General features: G+C 59.6%; 24 protein-coding genes. 8 read left to right on the forward strand and 16 right to left on the reverse strand.

The window, feature by feature from the left end; all coding sequences use genetic code 11:
• Nucleotides 1–16: 16 nt before the first annotated feature.
• Both ACA067_RS25560 and ACA067_RS25565 read right to left on the reverse strand, forming a co-directional pair.
• Nucleotides 17–1,369, reverse strand: a complete 1,353-nt coding sequence (locus ACA067_RS25560) for a GntP family permease (protein ID WP_497440327.1) — start codon at nt 1,367–1,369, stop codon at nt 17–19.
• A gap of 82 nt (nt 1,370–1,451) precedes the next feature.
• Complete coding sequence (locus tag ACA067_RS25565) at nt 1,452–1,985, reverse strand: gluconokinase (RefSeq protein WP_497459051.1); 534 nt, start codon at nt 1,983–1,985, stop codon at nt 1,452–1,454.
• A 215-nt stretch (nt 1,986–2,200) separates the two neighbouring features.
• Here ACA067_RS25565 and gntR point away from each other — a divergent pair, with 215 nt between their 5' ends.
• Complete coding sequence (gene gntR, locus ACA067_RS25570) at nt 2,201–3,232, forward strand: HTH-type transcriptional regulator GntR (RefSeq protein WP_497459052.1); 1,032 nt, start codon at nt 2,201–2,203, stop codon at nt 3,230–3,232.
• A gap of 78 nt (nt 3,233–3,310) precedes the next feature.
• Entirely contained in the window at nt 3,311–3,943 is a 633-nt protein-coding gene (locus tag ACA067_RS25575; RefSeq protein WP_497459053.1) for a glutathione S-transferase family protein, read from the forward strand.
• A gap of 56 nt (nt 3,944–3,999) precedes the next feature.
• Here the strand turns inward: ACA067_RS25575 and ACA067_RS25580 are convergent, their stop codons facing one another.
• The 5 genes from ACA067_RS25580 to ACA067_RS25600 all read right to left on the reverse strand — a co-directional run bounded on the left by ACA067_RS25580 (nt 4,000) and on the right by ACA067_RS25600 (nt 8,410).
• The gene (locus ACA067_RS25580; protein WP_497459054.1) at nt 4,000–4,662 is read right to left on the reverse strand and encodes a peptidase inhibitor family I36 protein; all 663 of its coding nucleotides are present in this window, start codon (nt 4,660–4,662) and stop codon (nt 4,000–4,002) included.
• 153 nt (nt 4,663–4,815) lie between these two features.
• The gene (locus tag ACA067_RS25585; RefSeq protein ID WP_497459055.1) at nt 4,816–5,829 is read right to left on the reverse strand and encodes an ABC transporter substrate-binding protein; all 1,014 of its coding nucleotides are present in this window, start codon (nt 5,827–5,829) and stop codon (nt 4,816–4,818) included.
• Complete coding sequence (locus ACA067_RS25590) at nt 5,826–6,368, reverse strand: sigma-70 family RNA polymerase sigma factor (RefSeq protein ID WP_497459056.1); 543 nt, start codon at nt 6,366–6,368, stop codon at nt 5,826–5,828. The genes ACA067_RS25585 and ACA067_RS25590 overlap by 4 nt, the downstream gene beginning before the upstream one ends.
• A 239-nt stretch (nt 6,369–6,607) precedes the next feature.
• Nucleotides 6,608–7,399: a phosphate/phosphite/phosphonate ABC transporter substrate-binding protein gene (locus ACA067_RS25595; RefSeq protein WP_497459057.1), complete on the reverse strand. Its 792-nt coding sequence runs from the start codon at nt 7,397–7,399 to the stop codon at nt 6,608–6,610.
• A 69-nt stretch (nt 7,400–7,468) separates the two neighbouring features.
• Complete coding sequence (locus tag ACA067_RS25600; protein WP_497459058.1) at nt 7,469–8,410, reverse strand: fatty acid desaturase; 942 nt, start codon at nt 8,408–8,410, stop codon at nt 7,469–7,471.
• Between the two features lie 375 nt (nt 8,411–8,785).
• Here ACA067_RS25600 and ACA067_RS25605 point away from each other — a divergent pair, with 375 nt between their 5' ends.
• Nucleotides 8,786–9,205: a GNAT family N-acetyltransferase gene (locus tag ACA067_RS25605; protein WP_497459059.1), complete on the forward strand. Its 420-nt coding sequence runs from the start codon at nt 8,786–8,788 to the stop codon at nt 9,203–9,205.
• A 32-nt stretch (nt 9,206–9,237) separates the two neighbouring features.
• Here the strand turns inward: ACA067_RS25605 and def are convergent, their stop codons facing one another.
• The 3 genes from def to ACA067_RS25620 all read right to left on the reverse strand — a co-directional run bounded on the left by def (nt 9,238) and on the right by ACA067_RS25620 (nt 11,086).
• Complete coding sequence (gene def / locus ACA067_RS25610; RefSeq protein ID WP_497459060.1) at nt 9,238–9,777, reverse strand: peptide deformylase; 540 nt, start codon at nt 9,775–9,777, stop codon at nt 9,238–9,240.
• Entirely contained in the window at nt 9,774–10,724 is a 951-nt protein-coding gene (locus ACA067_RS25615) for a YihY/virulence factor BrkB family protein (protein ID WP_497459061.1), read from the reverse strand. Before ACA067_RS25615 ends, def begins: the two co-directional genes overlap by 4 nt.
• Nucleotides 10,725–10,894: 170 nt before the next feature.
• The gene (locus ACA067_RS25620; RefSeq protein ID WP_497459062.1) at nt 10,895–11,086 is read right to left on the reverse strand and encodes a CsbD family protein; all 192 of its coding nucleotides are present in this window, start codon (nt 11,084–11,086) and stop codon (nt 10,895–10,897) included.
• 199 nt (nt 11,087–11,285) lie between these two features.
• Here ACA067_RS25620 and ACA067_RS25625 point away from each other — a divergent pair, with 199 nt between their 5' ends.
• The gene (locus ACA067_RS25625) at nt 11,286–11,663 is read left to right on the forward strand and encodes a hypothetical protein (RefSeq protein ID WP_150748059.1); all 378 of its coding nucleotides are present in this window, start codon (nt 11,286–11,288) and stop codon (nt 11,661–11,663) included.
• Between the two features lie 62 nt (nt 11,664–11,725).
• Here ACA067_RS25625 and fadD1 read toward each other — a convergent pair whose 3' ends face one another.
• Nucleotides 11,726–13,426 carry a long-chain-fatty-acid--CoA ligase FadD1 gene (fadD1, locus tag ACA067_RS25630; protein ID WP_497459063.1) on the reverse strand — a complete coding sequence of 567 codons (1,701 nt, stop codon included), beginning with the start codon at nt 13,424–13,426 and terminating at the stop codon, nt 11,726–11,728.
• Between the two features lie 372 nt (nt 13,427–13,798).
• Nucleotides 13,799–15,487 (reverse strand): long-chain-fatty-acid--CoA ligase FadD2, encoded by a 1,689-nt coding sequence (gene fadD2, locus ACA067_RS25635; RefSeq protein WP_497459064.1) that lies wholly within the window; start codon nt 15,485–15,487, stop codon nt 13,799–13,801.
• A 244-nt stretch (nt 15,488–15,731) separates the two neighbouring features.
• Between fadD2 and ACA067_RS25640 the strand changes: the two genes are divergently transcribed.
• Both ACA067_RS25640 and ACA067_RS25645 read left to right on the forward strand, forming a co-directional pair.
• Nucleotides 15,732–16,676 carry an alpha/beta hydrolase gene (locus ACA067_RS25640; protein ID WP_497459065.1) on the forward strand — a complete coding sequence of 315 codons (945 nt, stop codon included), beginning with the start codon at nt 15,732–15,734 and terminating at the stop codon, nt 16,674–16,676.
• A gap of 41 nt (nt 16,677–16,717) precedes the next feature.
• On the forward strand, nt 16,718–17,188 hold the full coding sequence (locus ACA067_RS25645) for a MaoC family dehydratase (protein WP_128870215.1): 471 nt from the start codon (nt 16,718–16,720) through the stop codon (nt 17,186–17,188).
• Nucleotides 17,189–17,328: 140 nt separating this feature from the next.
• On the opposite strand, the gene ACA067_RS25650 is transcribed toward ACA067_RS25645, so the two are convergent.
• From ACA067_RS25650 to ACA067_RS25665, 4 genes are all read right to left on the reverse strand, one after another.
• Nucleotides 17,329–18,189: an efflux RND transporter periplasmic adaptor subunit gene (locus tag ACA067_RS25650; RefSeq protein ID WP_497459066.1), complete on the reverse strand. Its 861-nt coding sequence runs from the start codon at nt 18,187–18,189 to the stop codon at nt 17,329–17,331.
• 10 nt (nt 18,190–18,199) lie between these two features.
• On the reverse strand, nt 18,200–18,406 hold the full coding sequence (locus ACA067_RS25655) for a DUF1656 domain-containing protein (RefSeq protein WP_128870217.1): 207 nt from the start codon (nt 18,404–18,406) through the stop codon (nt 18,200–18,202).
• Complete coding sequence (locus ACA067_RS25660; protein WP_497459067.1) at nt 18,393–20,381, reverse strand: FUSC family protein; 1,989 nt, start codon at nt 20,379–20,381, stop codon at nt 18,393–18,395. Before ACA067_RS25660 ends, ACA067_RS25655 begins: the two co-directional genes overlap by 14 nt.
• A 236-nt stretch (nt 20,382–20,617) precedes the next feature.
• Nucleotides 20,618–21,085 carry a ferritin-like domain-containing protein gene (locus ACA067_RS25665; protein ID WP_497459068.1) on the reverse strand — a complete coding sequence of 156 codons (468 nt, stop codon included), beginning with the start codon at nt 21,083–21,085 and terminating at the stop codon, nt 20,618–20,620.
• A gap of 203 nt (nt 21,086–21,288) precedes the next feature.
• Between ACA067_RS25665 and ACA067_RS25670 the strand changes: the two genes are divergently transcribed.
• On the forward strand, nt 21,289–21,525 hold the full coding sequence (locus tag ACA067_RS25670) for a DUF3820 family protein (RefSeq protein ID WP_128870220.1): 237 nt from the start codon (nt 21,289–21,291) through the stop codon (nt 21,523–21,525).
• A 43-nt stretch (nt 21,526–21,568) separates the two neighbouring features.
• Nucleotides 21,569–22,750: an aminotransferase class V-fold PLP-dependent enzyme gene (locus ACA067_RS25675; RefSeq protein WP_497459069.1), complete on the forward strand. Its 1,182-nt coding sequence runs from the start codon at nt 21,569–21,571 to the stop codon at nt 22,748–22,750.
• The last annotated feature ends 1 nt before the right edge of the window (nt 22,751 follow it).

Here is a 22,751-nt window from a genome sequence, read left to right on the forward strand (position 1 = left end):
GTGTTTGGCGATCAGGTCAGACGAACATCGACAACAGCAGGATAAAGCCCAGCGCCACGATGGACAGGATGGTTTCCATCGCCGTCCAGGTCTTGAAGGTTTCCGCCACAGTCATGTTGAAGTACTGTTTCACCAGCCAGAAACCGGCGTCGTTGACGTGGGACAGGATCAACGAACCGGCACCGGTCGCCAGCACCAGCAACTCACGGTTCACACCCGGAATCATCCCCACCACCGGCACCACGATGCCCGCGCCGGTAATGGTCGCCACGGTCGCCGAACCGGTCGCAATACGGATCACCGCCGCCACCAGCCAGGCCAGCAGGATCGGCGAGATCTGTGCGTTCACCGCCATGTGGCCGATCACGTCACCCACACCGCTGGTCACCAGCATCTGCTTGAAGCCACCGCCGGCACCGATGATCAGAATGATCGCGGCGGTCGGCGCGAGGCTGGCGTCGAGCAACTTCAGAATCTTGTTCGAACCCATGCCCTGACGGTGGCCGAAGGTGTACAGCGACAGCAGCAATGCCAGCAACAGCGCCGAGATCGGGTGACCGACCAGGTCCATGAAGGAGCGCGCGAAATTGCCTTCCGGCAGCACCACGTCGGCAAAGGTCTTGAGCAACATCAGGAACACCGGTAGCAGTACGGTGATCAGGGTGATGCTGAAGCTCGGCAGTTCGGCTGAATCCGGTTCGCGCGCCAGTTGATCCACCAGCTCCTGGTTGGGATGACCGGGGATGTATTTGGCAATGAAGGTGCCGTAGATCGGGCCGGCGATGATGGCCGTCGGCAACGCAACGATCAGGCCGTACAGAATGGTTTTACCGATGTCGGCACCGAACACGCCGATCGCCAGCAGCGGGCCCGGGTGTGGCGGAACCAGACCGTGCACGGCCGAAAGACCGGCCAGCAGCGGGATACCGATCTTGATGATCGACACGCCGGTACGGCGGGCGACGATGAACACCAGCGGGATCAGCAATACGAAGCCGATTTCGAAGAACAGTGGAATGCCGACCAGGAAGGCGGCAAACATCATCGCCCACTGCACCTTGTCCTTGCCGAACGCACGGATCAGGGTCTGGGCAATCTGATCTGCCCCGCCCGACTCGGCCATCATTTTGCCGAGCATGGTCCCCAGTGCCAGAATGATCCCGACGAAACCGAGCACCCCGCCGAAGCCGTCCTGGAACGCCTTGATGATGGTGCCGAACGGCATGCCGGACGTCAGGCCGAGAAAGGCTGCCGCGATGATCAGGGCAATGAAGGGGTGGAACTTGAACTTGGTGATCAGGACGATAAGCCCGATCACCGTAACCACTGCGTCTAGCAGCAGGAACGTCTCGTGGGACATGCCAAACATTAGGGGTGTCTCCTGGTTGTTGTTGTTATTAAAGCGGGTAATTCGCGAGCCATCAGGACAGCGCTATCTTTTCGCGGCACATTCATACCGCGCGCTTCAGGCCGTGTGCCTGCCACCAGACATGTGCCTGCTTCGCCAGTTGCTCGACGCTGTGGTTCGATGCGTCCAGAGCCAGGGTCAAGGGCTCCCCCACCGGCGATTCGAGTGTGGCGAACTGGCTGTCGATCAGCGTTGACGGCATGAAGTGGCCAGGCCGATGAGACACTCGATCGGCGGCGACTTCAGGCGTCAGCTCCAGGAAAACGAAACCCAGGCCCGGCAAGGCGCTGCGCAGACGTTCACGGTAAATGAGTTTGAGGGCCGAGCAGGTCAGCACCGGGCGCTGGCCCTTGGCGTCGATGCGGCGCAGTTCATCGCACAGGCTGTCGAGCCAGCCGGCACGGTCTTCGTCGTTCAGGGGGATACCTGCGCTCATCTTTTCGATATTGGCGGCAGGGTGAAAGGAGTCGCCTTCAATGGCGGTCGCGCCGCTGAGTTGGCACAAGGCCTCGCTGACGCACGTCTTGCCGCAACCGGCAACGCCCATGATGACCAGGGCTGTGATGGGATGATTCATGTAACACCTCAGCGCGCAGACAGCGCTACCTTTGCTGGTTATGACACTGGAGCAAAAGCAGAAGTTGCCGACGCCTTCTTGTCATTTTTGTGGGTTGCAGCATGTTCGTCTCCAATGCCAAAAAGCGCGGATCAGGCAGACCCCGCTCACGCATTTGCAGCTGCATCGAGACAGCGCTACCTTAGTGCCTTGAATTTTGTTTGGCAAGCCGCCCGATGACCTCTCCTAAAAACGATAAAAATACCCGCACCACTGGCCGACCTACCCTCAATGAAGTCGCACGCCTGGCCGGTGTCAGCCCGATCACCGCCTCCCGCGCCCTGCGCGGCGTCAGCACGGTGGCCACCGAACTGGTGGAAAAAGTCCAGAAAGCCGCCCTCGAGCTCAATTACGTGGTCAACCCCGCGGCCCGAGCATTAGCCTCGGCCCAGAGCCATTCCGTGGTGGTTTTGGTGCCGTCGCTGTCGAACTTGCTGTTCATCGATACGCTGGAAGCCATTCATCAGGTTTTACGCCCCAAGGGCTTCGAAGTGCTGATCGGCAACTTCCACTACTCGCGCGATGAAGAAGAAAACCTGCTGCGCAATTACATGGCCTATCAACCTCGCGGCTTGCTGCTGACCGGTTTCGACCGCACCGAAAGTTCGCGCCGGATGATCGAGGCGAGCAACATTCCGTGCGTGTACATGATGGAACTGGACAGCGCTGCCGGGCTCAACTGCGTTGGTTTTTCGCAACTTGCCGCCGGTGAAACGGCGGCGGAACATTTGCTCTCCCGAGGTCGCAAGCGCCTGGCCTACATTGGCGCGCAGCTGGACCAACGCACGTTGTTGCGCGGCGAAGGTTTCCGCAAAGCCCTGCAAAAGGCCGGTTTGTATGACCCGGACCTGGAAATACTGACCCCTCGCGCCTCCTCCGTCGGACTGGGTGGCGAGTTGTTTCTGCAATTGATGGCCAGTCATCCCGATGTCGATGCAATTTTCTTCGGCAACGACGACCTGGCTCAGGGCGCATTGCTCGAAGCGATGCGTTGCGGGATCAAAATCCCCGAACAGGTGGCGATCCTCGGCTTCAACGACCTGCCGGCCTCGGCCCACATGGTCCCGCGGCTGAGCAGCATCAGTACTCCGCGCGAAGCCATCGGCCGGCGTTCGGCGGAATTGATGCTGACCTTGCTGGCTGGCAACTCGGTGGCCAAACCGGTGCAGGACATGGGGTTTGAGTTGAAAGTGCGCGAAAGTACCTGACAGCTTTCTGACTTGATGTCTCCCGTTGACAGGCACACTATTAAATTCCGCAGCCTGATCCGCTAACGGAGTAGCTCAATGGAACATTCGCTGAAGATTCTGGGTAAAGCTTCATCAATCAACGTCCGCAAGGTTCTGTGGACTTGCGAGGAGCTGGGCCTGTCCTACGAACGCGAGGATTGGGGCGGCGGTTATGCCTCGACTCACACGCCGGAGTTTCTCAGGCTCAATCCCAACGCACTGGTGCCCGTGATCATCGATGAGGCCGGCGTGCTGTGGGAATCCAACACCATCTGCCGTTATCTGGCCAGCAAACACCAGAACACCGATCTGCTACCGCACGAACCGGCTGCCCGCGCTCGGGTGGAGCAGTGGATGGATTGGCAAGCCACCGAACTCAACGCAGCCTGGAGCTATGCGTTCACGGCATTGGTGCGCAAGGATCCGGAGTTCCAGGACCCGCATCATATTGCCGCCGGCGTACGCGGCTGGAACCAGAAGATGGGCATCCTCGAGCATCAGCTCGCGGCCACCAAGGCTTATGTCGCCGGGTCACGGTTCACCGTGGCCGACATTGTCATCGGGCTGTCGGTCAATCGCTGGCTGATGACGCCCATGGAACGGCCCGACTACCCGGCCATCGACGAGTATTTCCAACGGCTGGCACAGCGCCCGGGGTTCCTGAAACATGGCTGCAACGGGCTGCCTTGAAGGACCCACGCCCATGCGCACCGGCCCGGGCCGCTTTTGCGCAGTGACAATGCTCTCTACCGGGCAAACAAAATAAACAAGGGAGAAAAAGCGACGCTGACCATTCTGTCGTTTTGCTCGACCAGCCTGCTCTGGGCGTATATTTCGGTCCAGGTGCCTGCAGTGCTGGCCTGTTCGGGACTACTGAACGGACAGCAGCCCCTCCCGAGGACAATTTCCTTGATATTGCTCATTATCATGTTGCCCTTCGCGCCAGGCCCATCCACCCCGAAAACTTTCACGGTGTGAACTTTATTGTTGTGCTGCCAGGACGAAACCTGACGGCTCATGTTGTAGTCCGCAAGGTTAACGGGACGGCTTGCCGGCGTGCTGACCAGCGACAATTTCCTGCCTGTGTAATCCCAGCCATCCCAGACACAAAAATAACCATAGTCACAGATGGGATCAGTTGGATTCGCGTCACCGGGTATCGGGAATGTGATCACGACGGCCCCGTTGTCATAAGCCACTTGAGTGGTACTGACCTGGCGCCCTGCGGATTTGCGACTGAGTTGTTGATCAATCTGCAGCTGAATTTCTGCTGCCTGCTCGGCGGTCATTGCGGGATTGAACACTGCATATCGGCTTTGCTCGCCCGACGCTTGATTGGCATAGAAATAGAACAGTGCACCCACGCCGAGACAAAGCGCCGCGCAGCCTGCGAGCCATTTGATTTGCATGTGGAAAAACTCCGTTCCCTGAAGCGCTGAAAATCCGGCGCGATACAAGAACAGAGTCAGGGCACTGCAATTAGCTGTCTACTGTCATAAATAACAGATTCGACGGTCGGCGCAACCAGGCTCCACGTTGAAGACTCAATTGACCAGCCGGTGTCAAAGCGCTGCGATTACACGATTTGCCACTTCCCCGGGCACCCATTCCTTCCAGATCTGTGGCTGGTCACGCAAGAAAGCTTCTGCGACCTGACGCGGCTGCTGGCGTTTCTCGCTCATCTGCCCAAGGGTCTGGTTCAGCAGATCGATCGGCAAGTCGACCTTTTCGAAAAACGCCACCAAGTCCGGATACTGCGCCTTGAACGGTGCGGACACGCCAATGGCCAGGCTGGCCGGCATCGAGCGAGTGCCTTTTGGATTGGGGTTGTTGGCGTCGGCCAGGGTCTTCCAGGCTTCGGCGTCGAACGGCGGTTCGTCGAGCTTCACCAGTTTGAAGCGACCCAACAGTGGCGTCGGCGACCAGTAGTAGAACAGCACCGGTTTGCCACGACGGATCGACGAGGCCACCTCGGCATCCAGCGCCGCGCCGGAGCCGGTGCGGAAGTTGACGAAGCTGTCAGTCAGCTCATAGGCCTTGAGTTTCTGACTGTTGACGATCTCCGAGGTCCAGCCGGTCGGGCTGTTGAGGAAGCGTCCGCGGCTCGGGTCTTCGGGGTCGCGGAATACGTCCTTGTACCGCGCCAGATCGGCGACGGACTTCAGCTCTGGGGCGAGGGGTTTGATCCCGCGCTCCGGGTCGCCCTTGATCACGTATTCCGGCACCCACCAACCTTCGGTCGCGCCTTTGACCGTGTCTCCCAGGCCGAATACCTTGCCTTCCGATTCGGCTTTGACCCAGGCCGGACTGCGCCCCGCCCACTCTTCACCAATCACTTGAATGTCGTTCTTGGCCAACGCTGCTTCGAGGCTGACAGTGCTGCCCGGCAAGGTATCGGTCGGGTAACCGTAACCCTTCTCGACGATCAGCCGCAGGATCTCGGTGATCAGGCTGCCGCTTTCCCAGGTGATGTCGCCGAAGTGGATGGGCGCGGTTTTTTCTGCGGCGGGAACCTGGGTAGCCACCAGGCTCAGGGCCAGCAGCGAACTGCCGAGCAGGGTTTTGATCGATCTCATGCGGACCTCCGGGTCAGGGGATTCGAGGATTCATTGGCGCTGTGCTGGGCGCACAGTGCTTCGGAGCGGGTCATGTAGACGCTGACCGAACGCTGGGAAATGCCCAGCTCGGCGGCGATTTGCGGGTAGGTCAGCCCCTCAAGTCGCGACAACAGGAAAGTGGCCCGGACCTTGCCCGGCAAGCGCTCAAGCGTGCGGTCGAGGCCATGCAGCACCTGGGTCAGCTGCAGCAGTTCCTCGGGCGACGCCGCTTGATGCTGATCGAGGTGTTGCGACTGTTCGAGGTGTTGGCGTTCCAGGTCGCGGCGGCGCCAGAGTTGATAGATCAACCGGCGGGCGATGGTGGTGAGCAAGGCGCGAGGCTCGCGGATCGGGGCCAGCCCCGGGGATTCGAGCAATATCACGAAGGTTTCGGCGGCGATGTCTTCGACGCTCGGGCTGGAACCCAGATGTCGGCGCAAGCGTGAGCACAGCCAGGCGTAATGAGCGCGGAACAATCCGCCCACGTCGTTGCGATGGGATAAGTCGGTGCCGGACATAGAGGCTCCAAGGGTTAGGGTCGCTGAATGTCCGGTGGTCCGGTAAGGCGAATCCTAGCAAGGAGCCTTATTCATTAATAATACTTAAAAAGCATTTTTATATTCCATAAAGTAATCATGAATAAGTGGCGTCTGATAAATCGCTATCGCGGGCAAGCCACGCTCCCACAGGTCCGGCGAAATCCTGTGAGCGTGGCTTGCCCGCGATAAATAGTTCTCTCGACACAGCACTCAAACCCTCACCGCAGCCGTCCGAACCCCAAAATTTCGGCTTCCAGCTGATAATCGAGCACAATCCGATAGTCACTCTCGCTGGCCGGCAGCACTTCTTGCAAACCGAGGATTTCAACTACCTCAGGCAACTCCTGCAACATCTCGTTCATCAGCTGTCTCACCTCTTCAACCTGTTTATCAGTCGCGGTCGCGGCGGTGATGTAGGGCAAGGTCGGACTGAAGGCACTGCGAGCCATAACCCGCAGGCCCGCCACGTCTGCCTCGGCGTGCCGCGCCAGGTAGGCAAAGGTCACGCTGTCAATCGCCGCCAGGTCGGCTTGGTCTTCACGCAGCCAGCGCAGGCTCTCGCGATGGCTGCCGCTGATGCCGACACGGGAAAAGAACTGTCCGTCGCGATGCAGCGGCGCCAGACGGTGGCGCAGCAGGTTCATGCCACTGTTGGAGTCTTCGCCGTTGATCACACCGCGGCTGCCGCGAAAGGCCGGCAAGGTCCTGCGCAGATCATCGGCGCGACACAGCAGCAGGCTGCAATGGTTGCCGCCGCTGCTGTCCGGCAGCTCATAGCGAGGGCGCCCGATGACCCGGACTTTACCGCGCAGTTGTGTCATTAACGGATAGCCGCAGGTCTGGGTCAGTAACAGGTTCGGGGACAGCCACAGGGCCATCAGCGACAACCCTTCGGCATCGCGGCGCAGGGTGCCGAGTCGCTCGAGGATGCGCGTCAGCCAGCGTTCGTTGGCCTGGCGAATCGGCTCGGGAGCGACGTACATCAGTAATTCAGCGATGTCTTGAGTCATCAAAATCTTCCAGGCAACGAATTTCAAATGTGGGAGCGGGCTTGCTCCCACAGGGGAATGCATTCGCAATCAGTGGAACGGGTGTTTGGGGCTGTCGATGGCCTTCACAGCATGCTGCCGCCACAACTGCCCATAACCTTGCACCAGAAACCCGCCACTGCGCGCCAGCCATTGCTCGCGGCGTGCCCGATAGGCGCGGGGCAAGTCGTACCAGGGCAGGCCAGGCAAGTCGTGATGCACCAGGTGCAAGTTCAGGTTCAGGAACAGCCAGCGCCATGGCCAGGAGGCTTCATTGATAACGGTGCGTTGCTCGGGTGCGGCATGGGGACGGTGTTCATAATAGGAGCGAATCATAGCAATCGACAGCGCCGGCACACTGATCAGCAACAGGTAATGCCACACCGGCAGCACACTGCAGCGGGCGATGAATACCAACATCAGCAAGGTCAGCGCGCCGTGGCTCAGCCACATCAACCAGGCCTGTCGTTCACCTGTTCTCAGACGTTGCAGTTCTTCCCGGGCCAGCGCCAGCAAGGCCAGTGGCGCGCCGAGGGCGAAACGGCCGAGCACGGTTTTGTTCAGCCGGTGCATACCCTGTTCGAACAGCGAACTGCCCTGCCACTGCTCGGCGCTCAGGTAACGGCTTTCCGGATCGCGGCCGGGGATGGTCAGGTTTTCGTCACGGTGATGCAGCAAATGGCTGTCGCGATAGAGGGTATAGGGATACCAGACGGCGAACGGCGCATAGCCGAGGATTTTGTTCAGCGCAGGGGAACGGGTGGGATGCCCGTGCAGCAATTCGTGCTGCACCGATAACCAGAGCACCACCAGCGGAATCAGCAACAACGTGCTCCACCACAGGCCCAGGCGATCGCTTGCCAGGACAATGCTGAACCAGGCGACGTACACGCCGCTCAGCAGCAACCAGGTCGGCCACTCGGTGCGAGCGGTCAGGCGTTGGCGCAGGGTGTCGATTTCTTCACGGTGGGCGTTATCGAAGTAATGGGGCATGGCGTTGCTCAGATCGGGAACCAGTCCCCTTCTGTGCAATGGCGCAGGGAAATCTTGCAGATTATTTGGTGATCGTTCCCACGCTCTGCGTGGGAATGCCTCTAGGGACGCGGAGCGTCACGGGCTGCATTCCCACGCAGAGCGTGGGAACGATCGCGGGATCAATGACCGAACACATCCACCTTCTTGGCTTTCTTGTCCGCGCGCTTTTCATCGGCGGTTTTCGCCGGTTTCTTCTTTGCCGCTTTTTTTGAATCCATGCCTTTGGCCATGATACGTACTCCACTCATACGGGATGTGAGATCAGGTATACACCTATCCCCGCGCCCGCGTTCTTTTATAATCGCCCGCTTTGCACACCGACAGTCGAAGACCATGCCCAACACCCAGTACACCTTGCTCGCCGAGCCCTTGTGGCCATTGATGAACAAGTTCTACCGCGCCCATCAATCGCCGATGAAAGCGGTCCGCGATGCTCGACTGTGGGTCGCCAGGCGCGACGAGATCATTGGCGCGCTGTGCTTGCGTCCGGTGGCGGATGGGCATTGGCTGACGGGTTTGTTTGTCGACCCGGCTTGCCGCGAACAGGGAATCGCGGCGGCATTGATCGCTGAGGCCATAAAGGATCTCGAAGGCCCGGTGTGGCTATTTTGTCATCCGGACCTGCGCGGCTTTTACGAGCGTCGCGGCTTTACTTTCGACCCGTCCCTGCCCTACTCGATGGCTGAACGCCTGAGCCGCTACGCCCGCAGCAAGCCGATGATCGCCATGGGCCGCGTTGACGTGGAGGGATAAGGATCGGGAGAAGTATGTGGCGATTGGTCGGTTTAATCGTCCGCAGCGGGGTCGAGGTCCGGAAACATCACTTCGGTAAACCCGAACTTGCTGAAATCGGTAATGCGCGACGGATACAACCGGCCAATCAAGTGATCGCATTCATGCTGCACCACCCGCGCATGGAACCCCTCGGCGATGCGCACGATCGGCTGCCCCTTGGGATCGACACCTTCGTAGCGAATCTGCTGATAACGATCCACCGCGCCGCGCATACCGGGCACTGACAGGCAGCCTTCGAATCCCTCTTCGAGGATCGGGCTCAACGGCGTGATCAGCGGGTTGATCAGAATGGTCTGCGGCACCGCTTCGGCGTCCGGGTAGCGTTCGCTATGCTCGAAACCGAAGATCACCAGTTGCAGGTCGACGCCGATCTGCGGTGCCGCCAGGCCGACGCCGCCGACGCTTTCCATGGTCTGGAACATGTCGTCGATCAGTTGCCACAACTCGGGGCTGTCGAACATTTCTGCCGGTACCGGCGGGGCAATGCGCAGCAGGCGCTCATCGCCCATTTTCAGAATTTCACGGATCATTTGGTGACTTCGTCAGTGCTCGGCTTGATCGAGTGATCCCGACCCAGTCCCGAAACGTGGTGTTTGGGCTCCGGCTCGCCGGCTACTTTTTCGCCAGCATTTTTGCCTTCGGTCGACATGTGTTCGATCACCGCATTCATTTCAGCACCGAGCAGCAGCACGGCAGCGGAAATATAGAAGTACAGCAACAGTACGATGATCGCGCCGATACTGCCATACATGGCGTTGTAGTTGGCGAACTCCTTGACGTACAGACCGAAGCCCAAGGAGGCGAGGATCCACACCACCACTGCCAGCACCGACCCCGGCGTGATAAAGCGAAACTCTTGCTTGACGTCGGGCATGACGTAATAAATCAGCGCCACCGCCACCATCAGCAAGATCACCACCACCGGCCAGCGGGCGATGGTCCAGAGGATGACGATGAAGTCTTCAAGTCCGACTTGTGAAGCGATCCAGCCCATCACCTGCGGCCCGAGCACCATCAGCGCGGCGGCGATCAACAGCATGCCGGCGATGCCGATGGTGTAGATAATCGACAGCGGGAAACGCTTCCACGCCGGACGGCCTTCGACCACGTCGTAAGCGGCGTTCATTGCGCTCATCATCAGCCGTACACCGGCAGACGCCGTCCACAGGGCAATCACGATACCTACCGACAGCAATCCCCCCTTGGATTGCTGGAGCTGGTCGATCACCGGGTTCACCTGTTCCAGCGCCTGGGGCGGCAGGACCAGTTCCGATTGCAGGCGCAGCCAGGAGAAGAAGTCCGGCAGGTGCAGGAAACCGATCAGGGCGATCAGGAACAGGATGAAGGGGAACAGCGAGAACAGCATTTGATAGGCCAGCGCCGAGGCATAGGTCGACATCTCGTCGTCGACGAACTCGGTGACCGTGCGCACCATCACACGATGGATGGGCAGACCTTTCATGTCCGGGAAAATCATAAGCGTCTCCTTTCGCCGCTATATTGGTGAAGTCGTGGCGACTCAGGGGCCGTTTTCTACATCAAAGTAGCCTACTTGGTGACTTTGAAACAATTTTCAGGCTCAAGTTCAGGCTGACACAAAAACGGCCATCCGCGGATGGCCGTTCCTGATAGTCGTCAAAGGCCGAATCAAGCCTTGTCGACGCCTTTCTTGATCGCGTCCTTGGCTTTGCCCACAGCTTGCTGAGCCTCGCCTTTCCTTTCCTGAACTTTACCTTCGGTTTGCAGTTTGGTGTTGTCAGTTGCCTTGCCGACGCCTTGCTTGACGTTGCCGGCGGCTTCGTTGGCCATGCCTTTTACTTTATCGCCAGTGCTGCCCATGGTGTTTCTCCTGTGAACAATTGAACGGGAAAGTAGTTACACAACGATTGACCGGGGTGGTTTGCACGGAGTTTCATTTATTTTCACCGCGACATTTTATCGTTCAGTGCAGGTTGGGCTTTATGTTTGCCGACCAACCCCCGAGAATGCGCAACGTATTCAGGCCTTGGCGCTGAAGATCCAATCCCGTAGGAATGTTATGAAACTCGATAAAAAGCAGGCCATTGCCCGCAGAAACCAGGAACTCGGCGGTGCTGTGCTTGGCGTCAACAACTGCCACTTCACCGAATTGAACCGCAACCGCAACATCTGGTGGTTCGATATCCCGGTGGCGCGCCTGGCCATTGGTCAGTACGAATGGATTCACCTGCTGATGCACACCCCGGATACCGACGAACTGCTGCATTTGAAAGTGCCGACGGTGTTCCTGCGCGAGAAGCTCGAAGGCCTGGTGGTGCGCAACCAGGGCAAGCGCAAGGCCGCGCTGAGCCTGGAGTTGAGTGCGGACAAGGACTCGTACCTGCAGGACATGCGCCCGGCGGGTACCAACGTCAATTTCGCGCAGTTCCGCCTGTAAAAGCAAAAGATCTAGCTTTACGCTCTTCAAAAAAAGCCCCGCATCCGCGGGGCTTTTGTTTTTCAGGCGCTGACCTTCTTCGCGGCCAGCTTCTTCAGCTCTTCATCGCGCAACTCGCGACGCAGGATCTTGCCGACGTTGGTGGTCGGCAGCGCATCGCGGAACTCCACAGACCGTGGAACCTTATAGCCGGTGACATTGGCGCGCATGTGCTCCATCACCTGTTCCTTGGTCAGGGTCACGCCCGGTTTGACGACGATGAAGATCTTGATCGCCTCGCCCGACTTCTCGTCCGGTACACCGATAGCCGCGCATTGCAGCACACCCGGCAGGGTCGCCAGCACGTCTTCGAGCTCGTTCGGGTACACGTTGAAACCGGACACCAGGATCATGTCTTTCTTGCGATCGACGATACGCATGTAGCCATCAGGCTGGATCACCGCGATGTCGCCAGTCTTCAACCAGCCTTCGCTGTCGAGGATTTCATCGGTGGCTTCCTGACGCTGCCAGTAGCCTTTCATGACCTGCGGACCTTTCACGCACAGTTCGCCGATTGCGCCCAATGGCTGTTCAACGCCAGCGTCGTCGATGATTTTGCACAAGGTCGATGGCACCGGGATGCCAATAGTGCCGATCTGGATGTTCTGGATCGGATTGACCGTGGCCACCGGGCTGGTTTCGGTCATGCCGTAACCTTCACAGATGGCACAACCGGTGACCGCTTTCCAGCGCTCGGCCGCCGCCAGCTGCAGGGCCATGCCGCCGGACAGGGTAATTTTCAGCGCCGAGAAATCCAGCTTGCGGAAGGCTTCGTTGTTGCACAGGGCGACGAACAGCGTATTCAGGCCGACGAATCCGCTGAATTTCCACTTCGACAGTTCCTTGACCATCGCCGTCAGATCCCGCGGGTTGCTGATCAGGATGTTGTGGTTGCCGATCAGCATCATCGCCATGCAATGAAAGGTGAAGGCATAGATGTGGTACAGCGGCAGCGGCGTGATCAGGATCTCGCAGCCTTCGTTGAGGTTGGACCCCATCAGCGCCTTGCACTGCAGCATGTTCGCCACCAGGTTGCGATGGGTCAGCATCGCGCCCTTGGCGACGCCGGTGGTGCCGCCGGTGTATTGCAGCACGGCGACGTCGCTGCTGGCCGGGTTGGCTTCAGCCACTGGCTGGCCGTGGCCCTTGCGCAGCACGTCGTTGAACTTGATGGCCTTGGGCAAGTGATACGCCGGGACCATTTTCTTCACGTACTTGATGACGCTGTTGACCAGCAGACGTTTGAGCGGCGGCAGCAGGTCGGCCACTTCGGTGACGATCACGTGCCTGACGCCGGTTTTCGGCACGACGGCCTGGGCCAGGTGCGCCATGTTGGCCAGGCAGACCAGGGCCTTGGCACCGGAGTCGTTGAATTGGTGTTCCATCTCCCGCGCGGTGTACAGCGGGTTGGTATTGACCACGATCAGCCCGGCGCGGATGGCGCCAAAGACGGCGACCGGGTATTGCAATACGTTAGGCAGTTGCACGGCGATTCGATCGCCTGGCTGCAAGTCGGTATGCTGTTGCAGGTAAGCGGCAAAAGCACCGGACAATTCGTACAGTTCACCGTAGGTGATTGTCTTGCCCAGGTTGCTGAACGCCGGTTTGTCGGCAAAGCGTTGGCAGGATCGCTTCAATACCGCCTGAATATTCGGATACTCGTCTGGATTGATCTCGACAGCAATCCCGGCAGGGTACTTATCCTTCCAAAAGTCTTCGATCATGGAAGCCCACTCCTCAGCAACGCGAATTCATCACCGCATTTGATGCGATTATTATTGGTGTGTGTTTTTGGTGTCTATGTGTTGGTGAGTCTGGCTTTTTTCTTAGGCCGAGATGTCACAAAGCGGGCCGAGAGTAGCAGCTTTGCTGGGGGTCGACCAGAGCCAAAAGCGGGCTCTATGGTCACATTGGTGACTCAAGACCAATAACCGGTCATTTTAGAGCAAAAATACTATAAAGCTGTGAAAATCTCGAAAAATGGGCCTTTAAAGCAAAAGATCGCAGCCTTCGGCAGCTCCTACAGGGGGAATGCGATCCCTGTAGGAGCTGCCGAAGGCTGCGATCTTTTCGGGATCGTCTCGAACTACGGCTTCTCAGGCGATATCGCGCAACTCCCGCCGCAAAATCTTGCCCACCGGCGTCATCGGCAACGACTCACGCAACACGATGTGCTTGGGCACTTTGTACGCCGTGAAGTTTTCCTTGCAGTAGGCCTTGAGCTCTTCAAGGCTGACACCCGACTCCCGGGCGACCACGAACAGCTTCACCGCCTCCCCCGACCGCTCGTCTGGCACGCCAATCACCGCACAGTTGGCGACTTTCGGGTGGGCCATCATCACGTCCTCGATCTCGTTCGGGTACACGTTGAAACCGGAGACGATGATCATGTCTTTCTTGCGATCGACGATGCGCACGAAACCGTCCGGGTCGATCACTGCGATGTCGCCGGACTTGAACCAGCCTTCGGCATCCAGCACTTCGGCGGTGGCTTCGGGTTTCTGCCAATAACCCTTCATGATCTGCGGGCCCTTGATGCACAGTTCGCCGCGCTCGCCCAAGGCCTGCTCGACGCCTTCATCGTTGATCACCTTCAGCGTGGTGCCCGGCACCGGCAGGCCGACCGTGCCGATGCGTGACTGGTCGCCGTACGGATTGGTGCAGGCCACCGGCGAGGTTTCGGTCAGGCCGTAGCCTTCGGTGATGCGGCAACCGGTCAGTTGCTGCCAGCGTTCGGCAGTGGCCTTGACCAGTGCGGTACCGCCGGAGTTGGTGAGTTTGAGGCTGGAGAAATCCAGGGTCTTGAAATCCGGATGATCCATCAGCGCGACAAACAGCGTGTTGAGCCCCAGCAGTGCCGAGAAACGCCAGTTCTTCAGTTCCTTGATAAAGCCGCCGATGTCCCGCGGATTGGTGATCAATACGTTGTGGTTGCCCGAAACCATCATGCACATGCAATTCGCGGTGAATGCATAGATGTGGTAAAGCGGCAGCGGTGCAACCATGACCTCCTGTCCTTCGCGCAACAGCGGCTGGCCGTCGTTGCCAAACTGCTCAAGGCACGCCCGCACTTGCTGCATGTTGGCCACCAGGTTGCCGTGGGTCAGCATCGCGCCCTTGGCCAGGCCGGTGGTACCGCCGGTGTATTGCAGCACGGCAATGTCGTCGAGCCCGATCTTCAGCGGCCTGATACCCAAGCCCCGGCCCAGACGCAGCGCGCTCTTGAAGGAAACGGCCTGGGGCAAGGAATAGTCCGGGACCATTTTCTTCACCTTGCTCACCAGGGTATTGACCAGCCAGCCCTTGGCGGCGGGCATCAGGTCGCCCATCTTCGCTTCGATCAGGTACTGGATGTCGGTGTCGGCCAGCACTTCCTGGACCTTCTGCCCGAACATGTTCAGGTACACCAGCGCCCGGGCGCCGGAGTCCTTGAATTGATGGCGCATCTCCCGCGCGGTATACAGCGGGTTGGTGTTGACCACGATGAGCCCGGCACGCAAGGCGCCGAACACGGCAATCGGGTAATGCAGGACATTGGGCATCTGCACCGCGATGCGATCCCCCGGCACCAGGTCGGTGTGGGCTTGCAGGTAACCGGCGAACGCTGCGCTGTAGCGTTCCAGTTCGGCGTAGGTCAGGGTGATGCCCATATTGCTGAAGGCCGGGCGGTCGGCAAATTTCTTGCAGGAACGCTCGAACACCTCGATCACCGACTTATAGGCTCCTTGGTCGATATCCAGGGGCACGCCGGCCGGGCGTTTGTCATTCCAGAAATCAGGTTGCATTGTTCTTGTCCTCTTTACCTGAACCTATCCGGGACCGCTTTCTGTCGTTTCTGAAGACAAACAATGAAAAGCGGAGCTTCTCGGACACTAGCAGCTATGGCGAATCAGGCAAATACGGCCAACACCGTCATTGACCGTATGAATCTTCCTGCCGTGGTGTGGGCTGTTCAGACGGCAAGCTACGGATGCGCTATACAATGCAACGACGCCCATGCCACATGCCGCCCCATGCAAAGGAATCGCCATGATCCACGACACATTCTGGCTGACCGCGAGCGACCGCAGTCGCCTCTTCGTCAACCAGTGGCTGCCCGCCGCGCCTTTGAACGCAGTGATCCTGCTGGCCCACGGCATGGCGGAACACAGTGCTCGCTACGCCCGTCTGGCGGAAAAACTCTGTGCGCAGGGCTACGGCGTCTATGCACCGGACCTGCGTGGACATGGCAAAACTGCCGAAAACGGGACCCTGGGCCATTTCGCCGACGACGATGGCTGGTGCAAGGTGGTCGGCGACCTGGCCAGTCTCAATCAGCACATCGGTCAACACCATCCCGGCGTGCCGATCGTCTTGCTGGGTCATAGCATGGGCAGCTACCTCGCCCAGGCGTATCTGCTGCACCACAGCGCCAGCCTGCACGGCGCCATTCTCAGCGGCTCGAACTTCCAGCCGGTGGCGCTTTATCGCGCGGCCCGCCAGATCGCCCGACTCGAACGGTTGCGCCAGGGCCCCAAGGGCCGTAGCGCCCTGATCGAATGGTTGTCGTTCGGCTCGTTCAACAAGACATTCAAACCGGTGCGCACACCGTTCGACTGGCTCAGTCGCGATCCGGCCGAGGTCGACAAGTACGCCAACGACCCGCTCTGCGGCTTTCGCTGCACCAATCAGTTCTGGATCGATCTGCTTGGCGGCTTGCAGCAAATCAGCAAAGCGTCCAATCTCGCCCAGATCGATCCGGGCCTGCCGCTGCTGGTGATTGGCGGCGAATGTGATCCGGTGAGTGAAGGCAAGCGTCTCAAGGATCTGGCTCACGCGCTGCGCGCCGCCGGTTGCCAGAACCTGCAACTGAACACTTACCCGCAGGCACGGCATGAACTGTTCAACGAGAGCAACCGCGATGAAGTGACTGCCGATGTACTGAACTGGATCGCCCAGGCGCTGAGCCATCGACGGCCACCCCGATCCGAATAGTTTTTTGTGGATTTTTTAATTCGTCACAGGAATCGAAACAGATGACCCAGGTTACCAACACCCCTTACGAAGCCCTCGAAGTCGGCCAGACCGCCAGCTACAGCAAGACGGTCGAAGAGCGCGACATTCAGTTGTTCGCCGCGATGTCCGGCGATCACAACCCGGTACACCTGGACGCTGAATATGCCGCCGGCACCATGTTCAAGGAGCGCATCGCCCACGGCATGTTCAGCGGCGCGCTGATCAGCGCGGCCGTCGCCTGTGAGCTGCCTGGGCCGGGGACTATTTATATCGGTCAGCAGATGAGCTTTCAGAAGCCGGTGAAGATTGGCGATACCCTGACCGTTCGCCTGGAAATTCTCGAGAAACTGCCGAAGTTTCGTGTGCGGATTGCCACTCGCGTGTTCAACCAGCGCGATGAGCTGGTGGTGGACGGCGAGGCGGAGATCCTGGCACCGCGCAAGCAGCAGACCGTGACGTTGCCGACCCTGCCGGCGATCAGCATCGGCTGACCACCATTACCCTGCCTGACACTGATCGTTCCCACGCTCTGCGTGGGAAATGCCTCAACGGACGCTCCGCGTTCGGCTTGTGATGGGACGCGGAGCGTCCCCGGCTGCATTCCCACGCAGAGCGTGGGAACAATCAGCTCTCAAGGCGCTTCCTGCACCTGCACACTCGCGGTCATCCCCGAACTCATATTGATCCCCTCGGGCACGTTGTCCAGCTTGATCCGCACCGGAATCCGCTGGGCCAGCCTGACCCAGTTGAACGTCGGCTCGACCTCCGCCAGCAACTGCCCATCCGGCGTGGTGTTGCGGTCGGTAATCCCGCGGCTGATGCTTTCCACATGCCCCTGCAGCGCCTCCCCGGCGCTCATCAACCAGACCTTCACCGGGTCGCCGACACGAATCCGCGACAGTTTGGTTTCCTCGAAATACGCCTGCACATAAAACGTCGAGTCGTCGATCAGCGCCATCACCGGTTGCCCGGCATTCACATAGTTGCCTTGGGCCAGACGCAGATTGGTGATGTGGCCGCTGCGCGGCGCATGGACCTGGCTGCGGTCCAGGTTGAGTTGCGCGACCTTGGCTTCGGCCTGGGCTTCACGCAGTTCACCACGGGCGATGCCAGCGTTGATTTGCGCATTCTCCCGCAGCTCGGCACTGATCGCCTGCGGCCCGAGGCTGGCGCGGCGGCTGGCTTCGCGCTCTCGCAGATTGAGTTGTTGCTGGCGGGTCTGGACCACCGCTTGCGCTTTTTCCAGCGCTGCTTCGAAGCGGTCGCGGTCGATGCTCAGCAATAGATCGCCGGCCTTGACCTGCTGGTTGTCGAAAGCCTTGAGTTCACGTACCCAGCCCGACACGTCGGGCGCGACGACCACCACGTCGGCCCGGATCCGCGCGTCACGGGTCCAGGGCGTCAACATGTAGTACTGCCACAAATGGAAACCGGCAAAGATCGCCACCGCCACCAGGCACAGGGTGACTGCTACACGTACGGATGTACGCATGTTCAACTCCTTATAAAGGTCCGAGGACGACGGTGATCAGGGTCAATACACAGACGTACAAGGCGCAATCGAATAACGCTTCGTGCCAGATCCAGCGGCCGACCGGCGTCAGGCGCAACAACAGGCGCAAGCCGCCGGTCACCAGCAGCGCCAGCAGCACATAAATCAGAAACGGGCTGAGCAGCACACCACCCATCGACCACTCACGCAAGCCCATGGCTCTCCTCCTGCTGACGGCACCAGGCACGCCAGCTGTTCTGCAATTGCAGCACTGCGCCCTGGGCCAATTTCACCGCATCGCTGGGGGGCAACGCGTACAAGGTGTTCAAGAATTCTTCGCTGGGTTGTTCCAGCACATCGGCGCGACTGCCGGCCGGGCCTTGCTCGAGGACTTTTTCCAATTGATCGAGGTAACGCCGTTGCGCCGCACTGACCGGTGCCTGCGCCACCGCCAGGCTCAAGCGCAAATGCAGCAATTCGTCGCCGATGTCCAGCCCCAGCAGCCCGTCATCCCAGCGGCTGCGCGCCGGTTCTGGCAATTCGGGATAGTGTCGCGCCAGTTGCAGCAAACGATCGGCCATGCGTCCACCGAACCAGCTTTCGGCACCGCGCAGATTGCGCCGGGTCAGGCGCACCAGATCGTGAAGCGTCGCCACCAGCAGGCGGCGGCCATGCCATGTCGGATTGCGCAGGATCAACAGCCGGAAGGCCAGGACCGCCGCGCCCACACCGATCACCATCGCCTGCGCACTGTTGAAGAACGTCGCGACATCGAACTTCATCGCGTTGAGCGGCGAGATCAGGACAATGAAGTGCAGGCAGAACGAGGTCGCCGTGGCGCCGATCTGCGGTTTGGCCATGCCCAGCGCACCGAGGAATAACGGCACGCCCATTCCGAGACAGAGCAGTGCAAAGCTGCTCCACTGCGGCAGCAGAATCTGCCCGACGAAAAACGCCGCCGGAATCGCCAGGAAAATCCCGCGCATAAAACTCATGCCGATCTGCGCGCCGTTTTCGCGGCTGGCAAACAGGCTGCATACCACACAGGTCAGCAACAACGCCCCCGAGGCGGCGGGCCAGGCGGTCGCCAGCCAGAAGCATGACACCACCAGAAACGCCAAGGCGCTGCGAGCGCCGAATACCAGTGCCAATGACAGGTCGCGATGCGGGGCCAGGGTTCGCGGCGGATCGACCGTTTCCTTGCCCTCCTCCACCGCTTTCAGCGCCGCACTCGCCGCCATGGCGGTATCGAGCAGCAAGGTAAAACGCGCCAGGCAGAAACTTTGCGCGGAACTGATCAGCGGGTCATGGGTGGCATCGAGCAACCTCGGGCGCAAGGCTTGCAGGGTCGCGTTATCCGGACGGGCGAGCGCCTCCTGGACTTCGCTCATCCACGGCATCAGTTGCTCGGCCTCTTGCGGTTCCAGCTGCTTCCACTGCCGGCGTACCGAACGGGCGATGCGCAGCAACATCAACAGCTTCTGGCTCAAGCCACTGATCGACCGCGCGCGCTGACGGCCAAGACTGCCTTCGAACCAGGCATGTTCGCGCTGGGCATCCACCGCTACGATCCTGCCGAGGATCTCCAGCAGACCTCTGCGCGCCTGGCCGTCGCCAGCCAGGGTCGCTCGAGCAGCATTCATCCCGCTCTGCCACGCCGCCCGTGCCTGATCCGCCAGCTGTTGTTCAACCCGCATCGGCCACAGCAGCGCACTGGTGGCGGTGGCGCAAAGAATGCCCAGGCAGATTTCCGTACAGCGAGCCACGGCTTGATCAAACACCGTCAGCGGATGGGCAATGGCCGGCAAGGCGATGATCGCCACCGTATAACCGGCCAGAACAAATGAATAGGACCAGGCACTGCGCAACATCGTCGAACTGGCCGTACACAGACCGAGCCATAACGCCAATGCCAACAGGAACAGCCAGGGCGTCTGGGCAAACAACCCCATGAACACCACCGACATGATCGTCCCGACCAGGGTGCCCAGCAGACGCGCCAGCCCCTTCTGCACCACCATCCCGGACAAGGGTTGGGCGACGATGAAGGCGGTCATCAGCGCCCAGGCCGGTTGCTCCAGTCCCCAGCGCAATGCCAGCCACAGCGCCAGGCCGCCACCGAGCAAGGTCTTGATCGCGAATTGTAGGGCGCGGCGGTCAGGCGCAAACAAAGCCTGCAAAGTGATAGGCACTTAAAGCACTCTTGAAAGGACGATATAACGATAGTCGGCTTCGGCAACAAACCTCAAAACATCACGGTCCCGTGTAGGAGCTGCCGCAGGCTGCGATCTTTTGATCTTTCTTCATCGCGACATCAAAGATCAAAAGATCGCAGCCTTCGGCAGCTCCTACAAGGGCTGATTCAACGTTAAACGCCAGACACAAAAAAACGCCAGACTGGCTGGCGTTTTTGACAGACTATGGGCGCTTACGAGCGAGCGCGAGCCTGATTGCGCAGGGCTTTTACCTGATCGTGATTGCGTTGCACGCCATGGTACTGACGTTCAACCAGGTCACGAATGCCCACCAGGTTGTGCTTGTTGATTTTTTCCAAGGCTTCTTTGTAAGACTTCAATGCATGGTCTTCACCACGTTCGGCTTCGTTCAGCACGGCCTCTTCATCCTTGCCGGTGAACATGGCCTTCACGTCGACCCAGCGACGGTGCAGGTCACCGCTGACACTGGTGGAAGTTTCCGGATCGCCGCCCATCGAACGCACGGCGGCTTGCAGTTCGGAAGCTGCGGTGGCGCAGTCGGCGGAACGCTGCACGAACAGCGATTTCAGTTCCGGATTCTTGATGTCTTCAGCGCAAGTCTTGAATCCTTCCTGACCGTCTTTGCTGGTTTCAATCAGGTCGTTGAGTACAGAGATGGCTTCTTTATTCATGTCGGTCATTTTCAATTCCTCGCGGGTTGATGAAAGATGTAATAGCTATTGCACCCTGCATGCCAGCTTTGAATTGACAACTTAATTCTTATATTTCAAATAGTTATGCTTAATCGGCAAATCTGTATCCGCGTTTTTTGCATGATCTGTCATTTGGCCTGCATGCAGAATGCCTGTATTTTCCAGACTGATTGAATCCAGACGGCTGATAGATGAATCCTGAAAAGCTCGAACTGCTGGTCACCCGTGAAATGCCCTTCGGCAAATACAAGGGTCGAATCATTGCCGACCTGCCCGGTCAGTACCTGAACTGGTTCGCCCGGGAAGGTTTCCCCCATGGTGAACTGGGCGGCTTGCTGGCCCTGATGCAGGAAATCGATCACAACGGCCTGTCGGAGTTGCTCGAACCACTTCGCGCCAAACATGGCAAACCCGCCCCTCGCCACTGAATCGCCACTGAACCACCCCTCACCTGCCCCTGATGAGTAGCCCATGCCCGATAACACCCGCCGCGCCCGTGATGAAGCTTTCTGGCTGACTTTTGCCGACCGCTACGCTGTCGAACCCGGCCCGGTCAATCTGGAGAACGGTTACTTCGGGCGCATGTCGCGCACGGTGGTCGAGGAGTATCAGCGCAACATCGAACTGATCAACCGCAGCAACTCGGTGTACGTGCGTCAGCGCTTCGATCGGGATGAAAGCCTGGAAATCCGTGCGCAAGTGGCCGGGCTGGTTGGCCTACCCGCCGACGCCGTCGCCCTCACCCGCAACGCTTCGGACGGCTTGCAATCGCTGATCCGCAACTACAACCGCCTCAAGCCGGGCGACCAGGTACTGATCTGCGATCTGGAGTACGACACGGTCAAAGGCGCCATGCGTTGGCTGGCACGCCATCGCGGCGTCGAGGTGATCGAGATCGAGCACTGCCACCCTGCCAGTTTCGACAGTTTGCTGGCCACCTACCGCGAAGCCTTCGTACGTTATCCGCGCCTCAAACTGATGGCCCTGACCCACGTCACCCATCGCACTGGCCTGGTGATGCCGGTGAAAGCGATTGCCGCAGCGGCCAGGGAATACGCGGTCGATGTGATCCTCGACGGTGCCCATGCGCTGGGCCAGATCGAGTTCGATCTCGACGACCTGGGCATCGCCTTCGCTGGTTACAACCTGCACAAATGGATCGGCGCGCCGCTGACTCTCGGTTTTATCTACATCAGCCCCGAGCGCCTGGCCGACATCGACCCGGACATGGGCGAGATGCACTTCCCCTCCACCGACATTCGCGCCCGCACGCCACACAGCACGCCCAACATCCCGGCGCTGCTGACCCTGCCGCTGGTGTTCGAGGAACACCGGGCCATGGGCGGTTCCGCCGCCAAGGGCGCGCGCCTCAATTACCTGCGCAACCGCTGGGTCCGCGCGGTACGCGAACTCTCGGGCATCGAAGTCATGACGCCGGATGACCCGCGCCTGTATTGCGGCATCACGTCGATGCGCTTTACCCGGCATGCCGATCAACAGGCGATGGCCGAGCGGTTGCTCAAGGACTACAACCTGTTCACCATCGCGCGCAGCGGGGCCGCGAGCGGTCCGTGCATTCGCGTTACGCCGGGCCTCACCACCACCGCTGCCGACATGGACTTGCTGATCCGGGCGCTGAACGACCTGCGCTGAT

The sequence above is a fragment of the Pseudomonas sp. LBUM1674 genome, assembly GCF_059695635.1.

What these genes read in the sequence shown, in the direction of transcription:
- ACA067_RS25565 (WP_497459051.1), bottom strand. Translation starts at nt 1,985, where the DNA reads ATGAATCATCCCATCACAGCCCTGGTCATCATGGGCGTTGCCGGTTGC.
- fadD2 (WP_497459064.1), bottom strand. Translation starts at nt 15,487, where the DNA reads ATGCAACCTGATTTCTGGAATGACAAACGCCCGGCCGGCGTGCCCCTG.
- gntR (WP_497459052.1), top strand. Translation starts at nt 2,201, where the DNA reads ATGACCTCTCCTAAAAACGATAAAAATACCCGCACCACTGGCCGACCT.
- ACA067_RS25670 (WP_128870220.1), top strand. Translation starts at nt 21,289, where the DNA reads ATGAATCCTGAAAAGCTCGAACTGCTGGTCACCCGTGAAATGCCCTTC.
- ACA067_RS25600 (WP_497459058.1), bottom strand. Translation starts at nt 8,410, where the DNA reads ATGCCCCATTACTTCGATAACGCCCACCGTGAAGAAATCGACACCCTG.
- ACA067_RS25640 (WP_497459065.1), top strand. Translation starts at nt 15,732, where the DNA reads ATGATCCACGACACATTCTGGCTGACCGCGAGCGACCGCAGTCGCCTC.
- ACA067_RS25605 (WP_497459059.1), top strand. Translation starts at nt 8,786, where the DNA reads ATGCCCAACACCCAGTACACCTTGCTCGCCGAGCCCTTGTGGCCATTG.
- ACA067_RS25585 (WP_497459055.1), bottom strand. Translation starts at nt 5,829, where the DNA reads ATGAGATCGATCAAAACCCTGCTCGGCAGTTCGCTGCTGGCCCTGAGC.
- ACA067_RS25595 (WP_497459057.1), bottom strand. Translation starts at nt 7,399, where the DNA reads ATGACTCAAGACATCGCTGAATTACTGATGTACGTCGCTCCCGAGCCG.
- ACA067_RS25650 (WP_497459066.1), bottom strand. Translation starts at nt 18,189, where the DNA reads ATGCGTACATCCGTACGTGTAGCAGTCACCCTGTGCCTGGTGGCGGTG.
- ACA067_RS25580 (WP_497459054.1), bottom strand. Translation starts at nt 4,662, where the DNA reads ATGCAAATCAAATGGCTCGCAGGCTGCGCGGCGCTTTGTCTCGGCGTG.
- ACA067_RS25645 (WP_128870215.1), top strand. Translation starts at nt 16,718, where the DNA reads ATGACCCAGGTTACCAACACCCCTTACGAAGCCCTCGAAGTCGGCCAG.
- ACA067_RS25620 (WP_497459062.1), bottom strand. Translation starts at nt 11,086, where the DNA reads ATGGGCAGCACTGGCGATAAAGTAAAAGGCATGGCCAACGAAGCCGCC.
- ACA067_RS25590 (WP_497459056.1), bottom strand. Translation starts at nt 6,368, where the DNA reads ATGTCCGGCACCGACTTATCCCATCGCAACGACGTGGGCGGATTGTTC.
- ACA067_RS25615 (WP_497459061.1), bottom strand. Translation starts at nt 10,724, where the DNA reads ATGATTTTCCCGGACATGAAAGGTCTGCCCATCCATCGTGTGATGGTG.
- ACA067_RS25625 (WP_150748059.1), top strand. Translation starts at nt 11,286, where the DNA reads ATGAAACTCGATAAAAAGCAGGCCATTGCCCGCAGAAACCAGGAACTC.
- ACA067_RS25655 (WP_128870217.1), bottom strand. Translation starts at nt 18,406, where the DNA reads ATGGGCTTGCGTGAGTGGTCGATGGGTGGTGTGCTGCTCAGCCCGTTT.
- ACA067_RS25675 (WP_497459069.1), top strand. Translation starts at nt 21,569, where the DNA reads ATGCCCGATAACACCCGCCGCGCCCGTGATGAAGCTTTCTGGCTGACT.
- fadD1 (WP_497459063.1), bottom strand. Translation starts at nt 13,426, where the DNA reads ATGATCGAAGACTTTTGGAAGGATAAGTACCCTGCCGGGATTGCTGTC.
- def (WP_497459060.1), bottom strand. Translation starts at nt 9,777, where the DNA reads ATGATCCGTGAAATTCTGAAAATGGGCGATGAGCGCCTGCTGCGCATT.
- ACA067_RS25560 (WP_497440327.1), bottom strand. Translation starts at nt 1,369, where the DNA reads ATGTTTGGCATGTCCCACGAGACGTTCCTGCTGCTAGACGCAGTGGTT.
- ACA067_RS25665 (WP_497459068.1), bottom strand. Translation starts at nt 21,085, where the DNA reads ATGACCGACATGAATAAAGAAGCCATCTCTGTACTCAACGACCTGATT.
- ACA067_RS25575 (WP_497459053.1), top strand. Translation starts at nt 3,311, where the DNA reads ATGGAACATTCGCTGAAGATTCTGGGTAAAGCTTCATCAATCAACGTC.